Here is a 14,615-nt window from a genome sequence, read left to right as displayed (position 1 = left end):
CGACGCCATGTCAGCCTCCTCCCCCGCTTCCACGCCCGCCGGCGGCCCGTTGGCGGCCTGGGCCGCCGCGTTCGGCGACTGGGCCCGCACCGACGGCGCCGCGTGGCTCTACCTCTTCAAGGCGCTGCTCGCGACCTTCATCGCGCTCGGCGTATCGATGCGGCTCGACCTGCCGGCACCGAAGACGGCGATGACGACCGTCTTCATCGTGATGCAGCCGCAAAGCGGCGCCGTGCTCGCGAAGAGCTTCTACCGGGTCGCCGGCACGATCTTCGGGCTCATCGCGACGCTCACGTTCGTCGGGCTGTTCCCGCAGCAGCCGCAGCTGTTCCTGCTGGCGATCGCCATCTGGATCGCGCTGTGCACCGCCGGCGCGGCGCGCAACCGCAACTTCCGCAGCTACGGCTTCCTGCTCGCCGGCTATACGACGGCGCTGATCGGCCTGCCCGCGTCGCAGCACCCGGACGGCGCCTTCATGAGCGCGATGACGCGCGTCTCCGAAGTGATCATCGGGATCGTGTCGGCCGGCGTGGTCAGCGCGCTCGTGTTTCCGCAGTACACCGGCGAGCAGATGCGCACGACGGTACGCAAGCGCTTCGGCAGCTTCGTGGACTACGTCGCATCGGCGCTGTCGGGCCAGCTCGACCGCGCGCACATCGAGACCATCCACACGCGCTTCGTCGCCGACGTGGTCGGCTTCGAGGCCGCGCGCAGCATGGCCGTGTTCGAGAATCCGGACACGCGCATGCGCAGCGGCCGGCTCGCACGCCTGAACAGCGAATTCATGAGCGCATCGAGCCGCTTTCACGCGCTGCATCAGTTGATGAACCGGCTGCACGCAGCCGGTGCGCAGGCCGCGATCGATGCGATCGAGCCGTATTTCCGCGAAATCGCGCCGCTGCTCACGCGCCATGGCGAACCCGTGCGCACGTCGATCGACGCCGCGCACTCGGCCGAGCAACTGCTCGCGTGGCGCGACGCGCTGCCGCGCCGCATCCGCGCGACGCGCGCGGAACTCGAAACGCAGCCCGGCTTCCCGCTGCTCGACTTCGACACGGCCGCCGAGCTGTTGTACCGCTTCATCACCGACCTGCAGGAATATGCGGCGACCTATGCCTCGCTCGCGACCGCGACGCACGAGCGCGAACGCTGGATCGAGCGCTACGAGCCGCGCACCAACCGGACGGCCGCCACGATCGCGGGGATCCGCACTGCGACGGTGATTCTCGCGCTGGGCTGGTTCTGGATCGAGACCGCGTGGCCGAGCGGCGTGATGCTGGTGCTGAACGCCGCGGCGACCTGCGCGCTCGCATCGTCGGCACCGCGCCCGACCGCGATGGCCGCCCAGATGGGGATGGGCACGGCGCTGGCCGTTTGTACCGGCTTCCTGCTGATGTTCGGCATCTACCCGCGGATCGACGGCTTCTGGCTGCTGTGCGCGGCGCTCGCGCCATTGCTCGCGATCGGCATCTACATGACGCTGAAGCCGAAGCTCGCGGGCTACGGGATGGGCTACCTGATCTTCTTCTGCTTCCTCGCGGGCCCGGACAGCATCACGCACTACGATCCGACGAGCTTCATGAACGATGCGCTCGCGCTGCTGCTGTCGATGCTGGTATCGGCGATCGCGTTCGCCGTGCTGTTCCCGCCGACCGCGCCGTGGCTCAAGAAGCGGCTGCTCGCCGACCTGCGCCACCAGGCCGTCGCGGCCTGCCATGCGCGGCTCGCCGGCTTGCGCACGCGCTTCGAGAGCGGCGCGCGCGACCTGATGTACCAGGCGCACACGCTGTCGGCCGACCAGCCCGACGTGCAGCGCGACGCGCTGCGCTGGATGTTCGCGGTGCTCGAAACCGGCAACGCGGCCATCGACCTGCGCCATGAGCTGGCCACGCTGCCGTCCGATCCGCGCTATGCGCCGACGACGCCGTGGCGACGCGCGATCGAGACGATGCGCGCCGCGCTGTCGTCGCTGTTCACCCGGCCGGACGCCGAACGCTTCGACGCCACGCTCGCCGCGGTCAACGCTGCGATCGATGCGACCCGGCAGACGCTCGACGCGTTCACGCCGACGCGCGAGGAACGCCACCAGTTGCAGCGGATCCTGAGCCACCTGCATTTCGTGCGCACGGCCCTGCTCGATCCCGAATCGCCGCTCGCCGCGCTCAACCGCAACCGCCCCGTGCGTCCCCAACCAGGAGCCTCGTCATGATGCCGCGTGAAATCGCCATTCTCGATGCCTACATGCCCACGGTGGTGCTGATGTTCGTCCTCGGCGCGCTCGCGACCTGGGCCGTCGACCGCCTGCTCGCCTACACGGGCCTCTACCGACTCGTCTGGCACCCGTCGCTGTTCCGGGCCTGCCTTCTCGTCTGCATTTGCGGCGGACTGAGTCTTGCCGTTTACCGTTGATTCCGAACCATCATGATTCTCAGAAAACTCTTCGGCTTCGTCGCGACCGCCATCATTCTTCTCGTCGCGATCCTGATCGGGCGCTCGCTGTGGGTGCACTACATGGATGATCCGTGGACGCGCGACGGGCGCGTACGCGCCGAGATCGTCAACGTCGCGCCGGACGTGTCGGGCGCGATCGTCGAGCTGCCCGTGCATGACAACCAGCTCGTCAAGAAAGGCGACCTGATCATGCAGATCGACCCGTCGCACTACCAGATCGCGGTCGAGCAGGCGCAGGCGGCCGTTGCCGCCCGCCGCGCGGAACTGCAGATGCGCCGCGACGACGCGGCCCGCCGCGCGGATCTCGACGCGCTCGTCGTGTCGAAGGAAAATCGCGAGAACGCCGCGCACAGTGCGTCGAGCGCCGATGCGCAATACCAGCAGGCGATCGCCGCGCTCGATGCCGCGAAGCTCAACCTCGAGCGCACGCGCGTCGTCGCGCCGGTCGACGGCTACATCACGAACCTGCAGACGTTCAAGGGCAACTACGCGGTGGCCGGCCAGGCGAAGCTCGCGATCGTCGACAGCCATTCGTTCTGGGTCTACGGCTACTTCGAGGAAACCAAGCTGCCGCGCGTGAAGATCGGTGCGCCGGCCGAGATGCGGCTGATGAGCGGCGGCGTGATGAAGGGCCACGTCGAAAGCATCTCGCGCGGCATCTACGATCGCGACAACCCGCAAAGCCGCGACCTCGTCGCGGACGTGAACCCGACCTTCAACTGGGTGCGCCTCGCCCAGCGCGTGCCGGTGCGCATCAAGATCGACGACGTGCCGGCCGACGTGGTGCTGTCGGCGGGCACGACCTGCACGGTCATCATCGACCCGGACAAGCAGAAGAAGTCGTAAATGCGGGACGGCCGGGCGCGCTCAGGCCGCGATGCGAAAGCGCCCGACCAGTGACGTCAACGCCTGCGCCTGCTCGTCGAGCGCGTTCGCCGCGGCGGCCGCCTGTTCGACGAGCGCCGCGTTCTGCTGGGTGCCGGCGTCCATTTGCGTGACCGCGCGGCCGATCTCTTCGATGCCGGCGCTCTGCTCATCGGATGCCGCCGAAATCTCGCCGATGATGTCGGTCACGCGCTTCACTGCCCGCACGACGTCGCCCATCGTGCGGCCCGCGTCGTGCGCGAGCGTCGCACCGTTCGCGACGCGCTCCACCGACGCACCGATCAACTCGCGAATCTCCTTCGCCGCGGTCGCCGAGCGCTGCGCAAGCAACCGCACCTCGCCCGCTACCACCGAGAAGCCGCGCCCCTGTTCGCCGGCGCGCGCCGCCTCGACCGCCGCATTCAACGCGAGAATGTTGGTCTGGAACGCGATCCCCTCGATCGTGCCGATGATGTCGCGGATGTTCTTCGCGCTGTCGTCGATCTCGCTCATCGTCGCCACCACCCGCCCGACGACTTCCCCGCCCGTCTCCGCGACGGCCGACGCATTGGCCGCCAGCGCGCTCGCCTGCCGCGCGTTCTCGGCGTTCTGGCGTACGGTCGACGTGAGCTGCTCCATGCTGGCCGCGGTGCGCTCGAGCGCGACGGCCTGCTGCTCGGTGCGCTTCGACAGATCGAGGTTGCCGGTGGAGATCTCGCCCGACGCCGCCGCGATCGCTTCCGCGCTGACGGCGATCTCGCCGACGGTCGCCGCGAGCCCCGTCTGCATCTCGGCCAGCGCACGCACCATGCTGTCGCGGTCGTGCCGGCCCAGCGTGATCGGTCGCGTCAGGTCGCCGCGCGCGATGTCCGCGGCGATCGCCTTCGCGTGCGCGGGCTCGCCGCCGAGCTGTGACGCGAGACGGCGCACGACGCGCTCGGCGATCACGATCGCGAGCACGATCAGCGCAACCGTCATCGCCGCGATCATCGCGAACGACGACGAGAATATGGTGGCGGACGCATCGAGCGTCGCCTTCGACTTCGCGCCGCGCGTCTTCACGAGTTCGGCGACGAGTTTCTCGAGCTTGCCGGTTTCGACCAGCAGCGACACGTCCTGCGTGCCGACCTGCCAGTTCATCTGCGACAGGTCGAGCGGCTGCGCACGCACGAGTTCGACGAAATCGCGCAGATGCGCGCTCCATGTGCCGACCGCCGTCGAGAACGCGTGCAGCCGCGCCGAATCGTCGGCGTCGGCCGGATCCGCATAGCGCTGCAGCGTACCGAGCGCCTGGCCGATCGACGCGAGCCCCGCGCCCACGTCGGCGCCCAGCTCGTCGCGCTCCTTCGCGGTAGTCGCGGTCAGCAGCATCTTCTGGGCGCGGCTCGCGCGCAGCACTTCGGCCCGGACCTCCTCGGCCGCGCGGCTCGCGACGTGGCCCTGCTCGTAGACCGACGCGATCGACGCGTTCAGCCGGCTGATCTGCCAGAGCGAGAACACGCCGATCGCCAGCGTGCCGACCAGCAGGATCGCGAAGGCGGCGCGCAACGTCGCCTTGACGGTCCACGGCCGGCGCTCGCGACGCGCCGCGCGCTGGCGCCGTGCGGCGCGGCCGGCGGCAACGTCGGGGGCGGCGGCTGCCACACCCGGCTGTGGATGCAAAGATGCTGCTTTCATCGAACTATCCCCGTATTGATCACGCGGCCGGAAAGGTCGGTCCCGGCGTTCCCGCGATGGCTGGCCTTGCCGCGCGTCCTGCGCCCGCACCGGCGGATAGCCGGTGCCGGGCGCGGCGCGCCTGTTGTCATTGGGTCGTTCTACGGCCGCCATCGCCGTTTCTTGAGTCCGGGAAACCACGCACCGCCCCCGGGCGCGCCCTCCGCCGACCGGCAGGGGCGCCGCCTGCGTTATACCCGGTCAAAAAAGTGCGTATCGGACGATCCGTCAGATGAATGTCCGATTCGCGATAAAACTTGTCCTGACATTCTCGATACGCCACATTACACTTCTTTGACTCAGCAACGATTCAAGACGCGCCGATCCCCAGCAGAGCGCGCCCGCCACCTCAACTCGTTCAGCTCTCACATGGAAACCAGCCTCGATACCGGCTCCGCCGGCGCAGCCGCCGCCCAGCCATCCGCCCCGCCCGTCGCCCGCACCGTGTACCCGGTGCTCGGCGCGATCAGCTTCTCGCACATGCTCAACGACATGATCCAGTCGTTGATCCTCGCGATCTATCCGATGCTCAAGAGCCAGTTCGCGCTGTCGTTCGCGCAGATCGGCCTGATCACGCTCACCTACCAGATCACCGCGTCGCTGCTGCAGCCGCTCATCGGCCTCTATACCGACAAGCGTCCGAAGCCGTATTCGCTGCCGGTCGGCATGGGCTTCACGCTCGCGGGGCTGCTGCTGATGTCGGTCGCGACGAGTTTCCCGATGCTGCTGGTGGCCGCCGCCCTGGTCGGCTGCGGCTCGTCGGTGTTCCATCCCGAATCGTCGCGCGTCGCGCGGATGGCGTCGGGCGGCCAGCATGGGCTCGCGCAGTCGGTGTTCCAGGTCGGCGGCAATGCGGGTTCCGCGCTCGGGCCGCTGCTCGCCGCGCTGGTGATCATTCCGCACGGCCAGCACAGCATCGCGTGGTTCTCGGCGGCCGCGCTCGTCGCGATGATCGTGCTCACGCAGATCGGCCACTGGTACAAGAAGCATCCGTCGATGAAGAAGAAGGCCGCCGCGGCCGGCCACCCGACGCTGTCGCGCGGCCGCGTGATGGGGGCGATCGGCGTGCTGGTGCTGCTCGTGTTCTCGAAGTACTTCTACCTCGCGAGCATCAACAGCTATTTCACGTTCTACCTGATCGACAAGTTCCACCTGTCGGTGCAGGCCGCGCAGATCCACCTGTTCGTGTTCCTCGCGGCGGTGGCGGCCGGCACGCTGATCGGCGGGCCGGTGGGCGACCGGATCGGCCGCAAGTACGTGATCTGGGTGTCGATCCTCGGCGTCGCGCCGTTCACGCTGCTGCTGCCGTACGCGAACCTGTTCTGGACCAGCGTGCTGACCGTGATCATCGGCGTCGTGCTCGCGTCGGCGTTCGCCGCGATCCTCGTCTATGCGACGGAGCTGATGCCCGGCAAGGTCGGGATGGTCGCGGGCCTGTTCTTCGGCTTCGCATTCGGCCTCGGCGGGGTCGGCGCGGCCGTGCTCGGCCAGCTCGCGGACGCAACGAGCATCCCGTTCGTCTACAAGGTGTGCTCGTTCCTGCCGCTGATCGGCGTGCTGACGGTGTTCCTGCCGAACCTCGAAAGCAGCCGGCGCAAGCCGGCGTGACGAACCGGCCGCGGCGTGCGCGCCGCGGCCGGTCGAACGGCTCGAATGAAGGAATGCAGAAAACGGCGGCGGCTTCAGGCCGCCGTCGTCGCATGCAGCGTCAGGAAACGCTTGAGGATGCCCGACGAATAGCTGCTCGCGATCGCCGACAGGAAGTGCGAGAACGACTGTGTCGCATGATCGTCGGCCGTATCGGAGATCGTGCGCACGAGCGCGAACGGCACGTCGTGCTCCGCACAGACCTGCGCAATCGCGGCGCCTTCCATCTCGACCGCAAGCGCATCCGGCAGCGCGTCGCGCAGCGCGACGACCTCGCGCTCGCTCGACACGAAGCGGTCGCCGCTGATGATGAGCCCCGCATGCAGCGTCGCACCGGCCAGGCCGAAGCGCGCGGCGAACTGCGCGCCCTCTTCCTCGACGAACTGCGTGCATGCCGCCCGCAGGCTCGCGGTCAGCGCCGTGTCGGTTGCGAAACGCGTGATGCCGAGCAGCGGCACCTCGTAGCGCGGAAAGAGCGGCGACGCATCGAGATCGTGCTGCAGCAGCGTATCGGCCACGACGACATCGCCGACCCGCACCGTGCGCGACACGCCGCCCGCCACGCCGGTGAACACGACGCCCGCCACGCCGAACACGTGGATCAGCGCACTGACCGTCGCGGCGGCCGCCACCTTGCCGACCCGTGCGAGCGTCACGACGCAGGCCGCGCCGTGCACGGTGCCGACGTGATAATCGCGACGGCCGAGCGTGACCGTCTTCATCGCGCCGTCGGCGCGCATCGCGGCGATCAGGTCGCCGAGTTCCTCGGGCAGCGCGGCCAGAATGCCGAGCGGGCGGGCCGCAGGCGTCACATCCAGGTCGATACCCATCATTCCACCGCCTGCAGTTTCGCGACCGCGAGCGCGAGCCACTTCTCGCCGTGCCGCTTGAACTTCACCTGCGCCTTCGCATCGGTGCCGTTGCCTTCGAGCGCGGTGACCGTGCCTTCGCCGAACTTGGTGTGGAACACCTGCTGGCCGACCCGGAAGCCGGCATCGGCCGCGCGCTGCTTGTCCGCGAACGCGGGCAGCGGCGCGGATACGGCCGGGTCGACGATCTGCTCGCGACTGCCGCCGCCCGGCCGCGCGAACCAGTCGCGCCCGTATCCGGCGTTGTCCGACCGGCCACCCCAGCGCGAACCGGCCTCGACCTTCGGCGTCAGCCACTTCAACACGTGCTCGGGCAGTTCGTCGAAGAAGCGCGAGCGCACGTTGTAGCGCGTCTGGCCGTGCAGCATCCGGCTCTGCGCGAACGACAGGTAGAGCCGCTCCTTCGCGCGCGTGATCGCGACGTACATCAGCCGGCGCTCTTCCTCGAGGCCGTCCGATTCGAGCACGCTGTTCTCGTGCGGGAACAGCCCTTCCTCGAGCCCCGTGATGAACACGGCCGAGAATTCGAGCCCCTTCGCCGCGTGCACCGTCATCAGCTGCACGGCGTCCTGCCCGGCCTGCGCCTGGTTGTCGCCGGCCTCCAGCGACGCATGCGACAGGAAGCCGGCGAGCGGCGTCATCGTGTCGGGGTTCTGCGCCGGGTCGGCGGGCGATACCGGGTCGAGCACGTCGACGGCCGGATCGTCCGTCGCGGTGCCGAGCTCGGGCGCCGCGATCGCGCCCGCGCGCAGCGGGATCGAACGGGCCGGCGTGTCGAGCCCGTAGCCTTCCTCGGCGATGAACGCGGTGGCCGCGTTCACGAGTTCCTGCAAGTTCTCGAGACGGTCCTGGCCTTCGCGCTCGCCCTGGTAGAAATCGGCGAGGCCGCTGGCGCGCACGATGTGCTCGACGGTGTCGGGCAGGTTCATGTGCTGCGTGTCGGCGCGCATCTTCGCGACCAGGTTCGCGAACCCGCCGAGGCTCGTGCCGGCCTTGCCCGTCACGTACGGAATCGCGGCGGCCATCGAGCAACCGTACAGGCGCGCGGCGTCGGCCAGCTGCTCGATCGAGCGCGCACCGATGCCGCGGGTCGGGAAGTTCACGACGCGCACGAACGCGGTGTCGTCGTTCGGGTTGTCGATCAGGCGCAGGTACGCGAGCGCATGCTTGACTTCCTGGCGCTCGAAGAAGCGCAGGCCGCCGTACACGCGGTACGGGATGCCCGACGACATCAGCGTGTGCTCGATCGAGCGCGACTGCGCGTTGCTGCGGTACAGGACGGCCACTTCGCTGCGCGCCATCCCGGTGTTGATCAGCGAGCGGATCTCCTCGACGATCCAGCCGGCTTCCTGCGAATCGGTGCTCGCTTCGTACACGCGCACGGGCTCGCCGTGGCCCGCGTCGGTGCGCAGGTTCTTGCCGAGGCGGTGCGCGTTGTTCGAGATCAGCTGGTTGGCCGCGTCGAGGATGTTGCCGTGCGACCGGTAGTTCTGCTCGAGCTTGATCAGGTTGCGCACGCGGAATTCGTCTTCGAAGTCACGCATGTTGCCGACGTTCGCGCCGCGGAACGCATAGATCGACTGGTCGTCGTCGCCGACCGCGAAGATCGCGTTTTCGCCGCCCGCGAGCATCTTGAGCCACGCGTACTGCAGCTTGTTGGTGTCCTGGAACTCGTCGACGAGAATGTGGCGGAAGCGCGCCTGGTAGTGCGCGCGCAGCGGCGCGTTGTACGCGAGCAGTTCGTAGCAGCGCAGCAGCAGCTCGGGGAAATCGACGACGCCCTCGCGCTGGCACTGCTGGTCGTACGCCTGGTACAGCTCGACGAACTTGCGGTTGAAGTTGTCGGACGCGTCGACCTTGTCGGGACGCAGCCCCTGCTCCTTCGCGTTGTTGATGAAGTACTGCACGTTCTTCGGCGGGTACTTTTCATCATCGACGTTCGCCGACTTCATCAGCCGCTTGATCGCGGACAGCTGGTCGGCCGTATCGAGGATCTGGAAGGTCTGCGGCAGGCCGGCATCACGCCAGTGCGTGCGCAGCATCCGGTTGCACAGGCCGTGGAACGTGCCGATCCACATCCCGCGCGTGTCGATCGGCATCATCGCCGACAGGCGCGCCATCATTTCGCGCGCGGCCTTGTTCGTGAAGGTCACGGCGAGCACGGTGGGCGGCGACGCGTAGCCCTGCTGGATCAGCCACGCGATGCGGGTGATCAGCACGCGGGTCTTGCCGCTGCCCGCCCCTGCGAGGATCAGCGCCGGTTCGTTCGGCAACGTGACGGCGGCGAGTTGTTCGGGGTTCAGATTGGCGAGCAGATCGGGCATGGAGCGGCAGCAAACGGGCGAGAAAAATGCGGACCCGACATTATAAGTCGGCCGCGCGATGCCGTTCCCGATCCGTTCGCCGGCACGTCACGGACGCGCTGTTGCGGCGTCCCGCGAGGCCCGCGCCGGCAAGGCGATGGCTGGTCGATGTGCATCCATTTATAATTGTCAGATTCGGCATCCAATTCACGCATTTTTCGGCAGATTTCCAACATGAGCGACAACACGATTGCGAAGAGCTTCGAGCCCCACACCATCGAGTCCCAATGGGGGCCGGAGTGGGAAAAACGCGGCTACGCCGCCCCGGCATTCGACCCGGCCCGCCCCGATTTCGCGATCCAGTTGCCGCCGCCGAACGTGACGGGCACGCTGCACATGGGCCACGCGTTCAATCAGACGATCATGGACGGCCTCGCCCGCTACCACCGGATGCTCGGCGAGAACACGCTGTGGGTGCCCGGCACCGACCACGCGGGGATCGCGACCCAGATCGTCGTCGAGCGCCAGCTCGATGCACAGGGCGTATCGCGCCACGACCTCGGCCGCGAGAAGTTCGTCGAACGCGTGTGGGAATGGAAGGAAAAATCGGGCTCGACGATCACCGGCCAGGTGCGCCGCCTCGGCGCGTCGACCGACTGGTCGCGCGAATACTTCACGATGGACGACAAGATGTCGGCCGCCGTGCGCGACGTGTTCGTCACGCTCTTTGAACAGGGCCTGATCTACCGCGGCAAGCGCCTCGTGAACTGGGATCCGGTGCTGCTGACTGCCGTGTCGGACCTCGAAGTCGTGAGCGAAGAGGAAAACGGCCACCTGTGGCACATCCGCTACCCGCTGGTCGACGGCTCGGGTTCGCTGACCGTGGCCACGACGCGCCCGGAAACGATGCTCGGCGACGTCGCGCTGATGGTCCACCCGGAAGACGAGCGCTACGCGCACCTGATCGGCAAGCTCGTCACGCTGCCGCTGACGGGCCGCCAGATCCCGGTGATCGCCGACGACTACGTCGATCGCGAGTTCGGCACGGGCGTCGTGAAGGTCACGCCCGCGCACGACTTCAACGACTACCAGGTCGGCCAGCGCCACAAGCTCGCGCCGATCGAGATCCTGACGCTCGACGCGAAGATCAACGACAACGGCCCCGAGCAGTATCGCGGCCTCGACCGCTTCGACGCGCGCAAGGCGATCGTCGCCGACCTCGACGCGGAAGGCTTCCTCGACTCGGTGAAGCCGCACAAGCTGATGGTGCCGCGCGGCGACCGCACGGGCGTCGTGATCGAGCCGATGCTGACCGACCAGTGGTTCGTCGCGATGACGAAGCCGGCGCCGGAAGGCACGTTCAATCCGGGCAAGTCGATCACGGAAACGTCGCTCGACGTCGTGCGCAGCGGCCAGATCAAGTTCGTCCCCGAAAACTGGACGACCACCTACTACCAGTGGCTCGAGAACATCCAGGACTGGTGCATCTCGCGCCAGCTGTGGTGGGGCCACCAGATTCCCGCGTGGTACGGCGAGAACGGCGAGGTGTTCGTCGCGCGCAACGAGGAAGAAGCGCGCGCGCAGGCTGCCGCGAAGGGTTACACGGGTGCGCTGAAGCGCGACGAAGACGTGCTCGACACGTGGTTCTCGTCGGCGCTCGTGCCGTTCTCGTCGCTCGGCTGGCCGAACGAAACGCCTGAACTGAAGCACTTCCTGCCGTCGTCGGTGCTCGTCACGGGCTTCGACATCATCTTCTTCTGGGTCGCCCGGATGGTGATGATGACCACGCACTTCACGGGCAAGGTGCCGTTCCACACCGTCTACGTGCACGGCCTCGTGCGCGACGCGGAAGGCCAGAAGATGTCGAAGAGCAAGGGCAACACGCTCGACCCGATCGACATCGTCGACGGCATCGACCTCGACACGCTGGTCGCGAAGCGCACGACTGGCCTGATGAACCCGAAGCAGGCCGCGACGATCGAGAAGAAGACGCGCAAGGAATTCCCGGACGGCATCGCCGCGTTCGGCACCGACGCGCTGCGCTTCACGATGGCGTCGATGGCGACGCTCGGCCGCAACGTGAACTTCGACCTCGCGCGCTGCGAAGGCTATCGCAACTTCTGCAACAAGCTGTGGAACGCCACGCGCTTCGTGCTGATGAACTGCGAAGGCCACGACTGCGGCAGCGACAAGCCGGAAGTCTGCGGCGCGGGCGATTGCGGCCCGGGCGGCTACCTCGACTTCTCGGCGGCCGACCGCTGGATCGTGTCGCTGCTGCAGCGCACGGAGGCCGACATCGCGAAGGGCTTCGCCGATTACCGCTTCGACAACATCGCCAGCAGCATCTACAAGTTCGTGTGGGACGAGTACTGCGACTGGTATCTCGAACTCGCGAAGGTGCAGATCCAGAACGGCACGCCGGAACAGCAGCGCGCGACGCGCCGCACGCTGCTGCGCGTGCTCGAGACGGTGCTGCGCCTCGCGCACCCGATCATCCCGTTCATCACCGAAGCGCTCTGGCAGAAGGTCGCGCCGCTGGCGGGCCGGTATCCGCAGGGCATGGCCGAAAGCGAAGCGTCGCTGATGACGCAGGCGTACCCGGTCGCGAACCTGCAGAAGATCGACGAGGTGTCCGAACAGTGGGCGGCCGACCTGAAGGCGATCGTCGACGCGTGCCGCAACCTGCGCGGCGAGATGAACCTGTCGCCGGCCACCAAGGTGCCGCTGCTCGCAGCCGGCGATGCCGAGCGCCTGCGCTCGTTCGCGCCGTACGTCCAGGCCCTCGCGCGCCTGTCGGAAGTGCAGATCCTCGCCGACGAAGCGACGCTCGACAAGGAAGCGCACGGCGCGCCGATCGCGATCGTCGGGCCGAACAAGCTGGTGCTGAAGGTCGAGATCGACGTCGCGGCCGAACGCGAGCGCCTGTCGAAGGAAATCACGCGCCTGACGAACGAGATCACGAAGTGCAATGCGAAGCTCGGCAACGAGGCATTCGTCGCGAAAGCGCCGCCGGCCGTGGTCGAACAGGAGCAGAAGCGCGTCGCGGAATTCCAGAGCACGCTTGAAAAACTGCGCGCGCAGCTCGATCGGTTGCCTGCGTAACAAAGGGTAAGGTCGTTTGCGTTCACTATAATGGGGACGTGAACATAGACCATCTGACAAGTCGATTACAGGAATAAAGGTTCGATCATGTTGAAAGTTACCAAGGCAGTGTTCCCCGTTGCTGGTCTCGGCACGCGGTTCCTCCCGGCAACGAAAGCGAGCCCAAAGGAAATGCTGCCGGTCGTCGACAAGCCGCTGATCCAGTACGCGGTTGAAGAGGCGATCGCCGCCGGCATCACCGAGATGATCTTCGTCACCGGGCGCAGCAAGCGCGCGATCGAGGACCACTTCGACAAGTCGTACGAGGTCGAGGCCGAACTCGAGGCGCGCGGCAAGGAAAAGCTGCTCGAACTGGTGCGCAGCATCAAGCCGAGCCATGTCGACTGCTTCTACGTGCGCCAGCCGGAAGCGCTCGGCCTCGGCCATGCGGTGCTGTGCGCGGAAAAGCTGGTGGCCGACAACCCGTTCGCGGTGATCCTCGCGGACGACCTGCTCGACGGCAACCCGCCCGTGATGAAGCAGATGGTCGACGTGTTCGACCACTATCACAGCTCGGTGATCGGCGTCGAAGAGATCCCGCCGTCGGAGACGAAGTCGTACGGGATCGTCGACGGCAAGGAGTGGGAAGAGTCGATCGTCAAGATGTCGGCGATCGTCGAGAAGCCGGCGCCGGAAGTCGCGCCGTCGAACCTCGGCGTGGTCGGCCGCTACATCCTGAAGCCGCGGATCTTCGAGCACCTGCGTGCGCTGAAGCCCGGCGCGGGCGGCGAGCTGCAGCTCACCGACGCGATCCAGGCGCTGCTCGCCGATGAGCAAGTGCTGGCCTACAAGTACCAGGGCACGCGCTACGACTGCGGCAGCAAGCTCGGCTACCTGAAGGCGACGGTCGAATTCGCGCTGCGCCACGCGGAAGTCGGCGCGGAGTTCGACGCGTACCTGCGCACACGCAACGGCGCACACCCGGCCGCCTGAACGCGGCAAGGGCACGACGGCCCGCTCCGGCGGGCCCGCCCTCACCTCACCGGCCGACGCTCAGCGCGCTTCGGCCGGCTTCACCGAGACGACGCCCGGCATCGCGCCCGCGTCGTCTTTTTTCGTCTTGACGAGCCAGCCGCCGCCGTCGCCGAACGGCAGCTTCGCGAGTGCGCTCTTCACGAGCGCCGGCGCGGCCTGCTGCGTGCCGGGATCGCGATCGCGCAGCGCGGCCGATACGCGGTAGACGTCGGCGCCCGATTTCGCGTCGACGAAGCGCAGCGTCAGCACATGGCGATACACGCGGCCCATGAACGGCAGCGCGAACGGCGCCGGCCCATCGACCGTCACGCATGCGCTGCTCGCGGCCCCGCACCCGTCGGCGCGCGCCGCGACCGAGGCCGGCTGCGTCGCATACGCGATCGACAGCCGGTAGCGCGCGGCCGCGAGCGGCTTCGCATCGAAACCGCGGTGCGCGAGTTCGTCGCGCACGAGCGTCTCGATCTGCCGGTATTCGGCATCGTCGGCCTGCGCGGCCGTGCGCACGAAATCGTAGCCGTGCGCACCGGATGCGAACGCGTTCGGCTGCCCGACCGCACTGACGCCGCTCGTCACGCCGGCGCAACCCGTCAACAGCGACGCCGCCAGCGCGGTCGCTGCCCATTCCTTTCTCATGGCTTTCCCCAAATGC

10 protein-coding genes are annotated in these 14,615 nt (G+C 67.7%); 6 read left to right on the top strand and 4 right to left on the bottom strand.

Features of this window, described 5'->3' with window-relative positions:
• Window positions 1–7: 7 nt before the first annotated feature.
• The 3 genes from CFB41_RS07435 to CFB41_RS07425 are packed head-to-tail and all read left to right on the top strand — an operon-like array spanning window position 8 to window position 3,297.
• Window positions 8–2,209: an FUSC family protein gene (locus CFB41_RS07435; RefSeq protein WP_089456076.1), complete on the top strand. Its 2,202-nt coding sequence runs from the start codon at window positions 8–10 to the stop codon at window positions 2,207–2,209.
• The gene (locus tag CFB41_RS07430) at window positions 2,206–2,409 is read left to right on the top strand and encodes a DUF1656 domain-containing protein (protein ID WP_011351756.1); all 204 of its coding nucleotides are present in this window, start codon (window positions 2,206–2,208) and stop codon (window positions 2,407–2,409) included. The genes CFB41_RS07435 and CFB41_RS07430 overlap by 4 nt, the downstream gene beginning before the upstream one ends.
• A 12-nt stretch (window positions 2,410–2,421) precedes the next feature.
• On the top strand, window positions 2,422–3,297 hold the full coding sequence (locus tag CFB41_RS07425; protein WP_089439860.1) for an HlyD family secretion protein: 876 nt from the start codon (window positions 2,422–2,424) through the stop codon (window positions 3,295–3,297).
• 21 nt (window positions 3,298–3,318) lie between these two features.
• Here the strand turns inward: CFB41_RS07425 and CFB41_RS07420 are convergent, their stop codons facing one another.
• Window positions 3,319–4,992 carry a methyl-accepting chemotaxis protein gene (locus CFB41_RS07420; RefSeq protein ID WP_089456075.1) on the bottom strand — a complete coding sequence of 558 codons (1,674 nt, stop codon included), beginning with the start codon at window positions 4,990–4,992 and terminating at the stop codon, window positions 3,319–3,321.
• A 408-nt stretch (window positions 4,993–5,400) separates the two neighbouring features.
• Between CFB41_RS07420 and CFB41_RS07415 the strand changes: the two genes are divergently transcribed.
• Entirely contained in the window at window positions 5,401–6,639 is a 1,239-nt protein-coding gene (locus CFB41_RS07415) for an MFS transporter (RefSeq protein ID WP_089456074.1), read from the top strand.
• Window positions 6,640–6,713: 74 nt separating this feature from the next.
• Here CFB41_RS07415 and CFB41_RS07410 read toward each other — a convergent pair whose 3' ends face one another.
• Window positions 6,714–7,511, bottom strand: coding sequence for a 5'-methylthioadenosine/adenosylhomocysteine nucleosidase (locus CFB41_RS07410; RefSeq protein ID WP_089456073.1), 798 nt, complete (start codon window positions 7,509–7,511; stop codon window positions 6,714–6,716).
• Window positions 7,508–9,871, bottom strand: a complete 2,364-nt coding sequence (locus CFB41_RS07405) for a UvrD-helicase domain-containing protein (RefSeq protein WP_089456072.1) — start codon at window positions 9,869–9,871, stop codon at window positions 7,508–7,510. The genes CFB41_RS07410 and CFB41_RS07405 overlap by 4 nt, the downstream gene beginning before the upstream one ends.
• Before the next feature lie 213 nt (window positions 9,872–10,084).
• Here CFB41_RS07405 and CFB41_RS07395 point away from each other — a divergent pair, with 213 nt between their 5' ends.
• Window positions 10,085–12,952: a valine--tRNA ligase gene (locus CFB41_RS07395; protein ID WP_089456071.1), complete on the top strand. Its 2,868-nt coding sequence runs from the start codon at window positions 10,085–10,087 to the stop codon at window positions 12,950–12,952.
• An 87-nt stretch (window positions 12,953–13,039) separates the two neighbouring features.
• Entirely contained in the window at window positions 13,040–13,924 is an 885-nt protein-coding gene (gene galU / locus CFB41_RS07390; RefSeq protein ID WP_089456070.1) for a UTP--glucose-1-phosphate uridylyltransferase GalU, read from the top strand.
• Between the two features lie 60 nt (window positions 13,925–13,984).
• Here the strand turns inward: galU and CFB41_RS07385 are convergent, their stop codons facing one another.
• Window positions 13,985–14,599 carry a DUF4136 domain-containing protein gene (locus tag CFB41_RS07385; protein ID WP_089456069.1) on the bottom strand — a complete coding sequence of 205 codons (615 nt, stop codon included), beginning with the start codon at window positions 14,597–14,599 and terminating at the stop codon, window positions 13,985–13,987.
• Window positions 14,600–14,615: the final 16 nt, after the last annotated feature.

Source organism: Burkholderia sp. AU33803 (assembly GCF_002223095.1).
In the GTDB taxonomy this organism is placed as follows: Bacteria; Pseudomonadota; Gammaproteobacteria; order Burkholderiales; family Burkholderiaceae; genus Burkholderia.
This window is presented reverse-complemented; position numbering and strand designations above follow the sequence as displayed.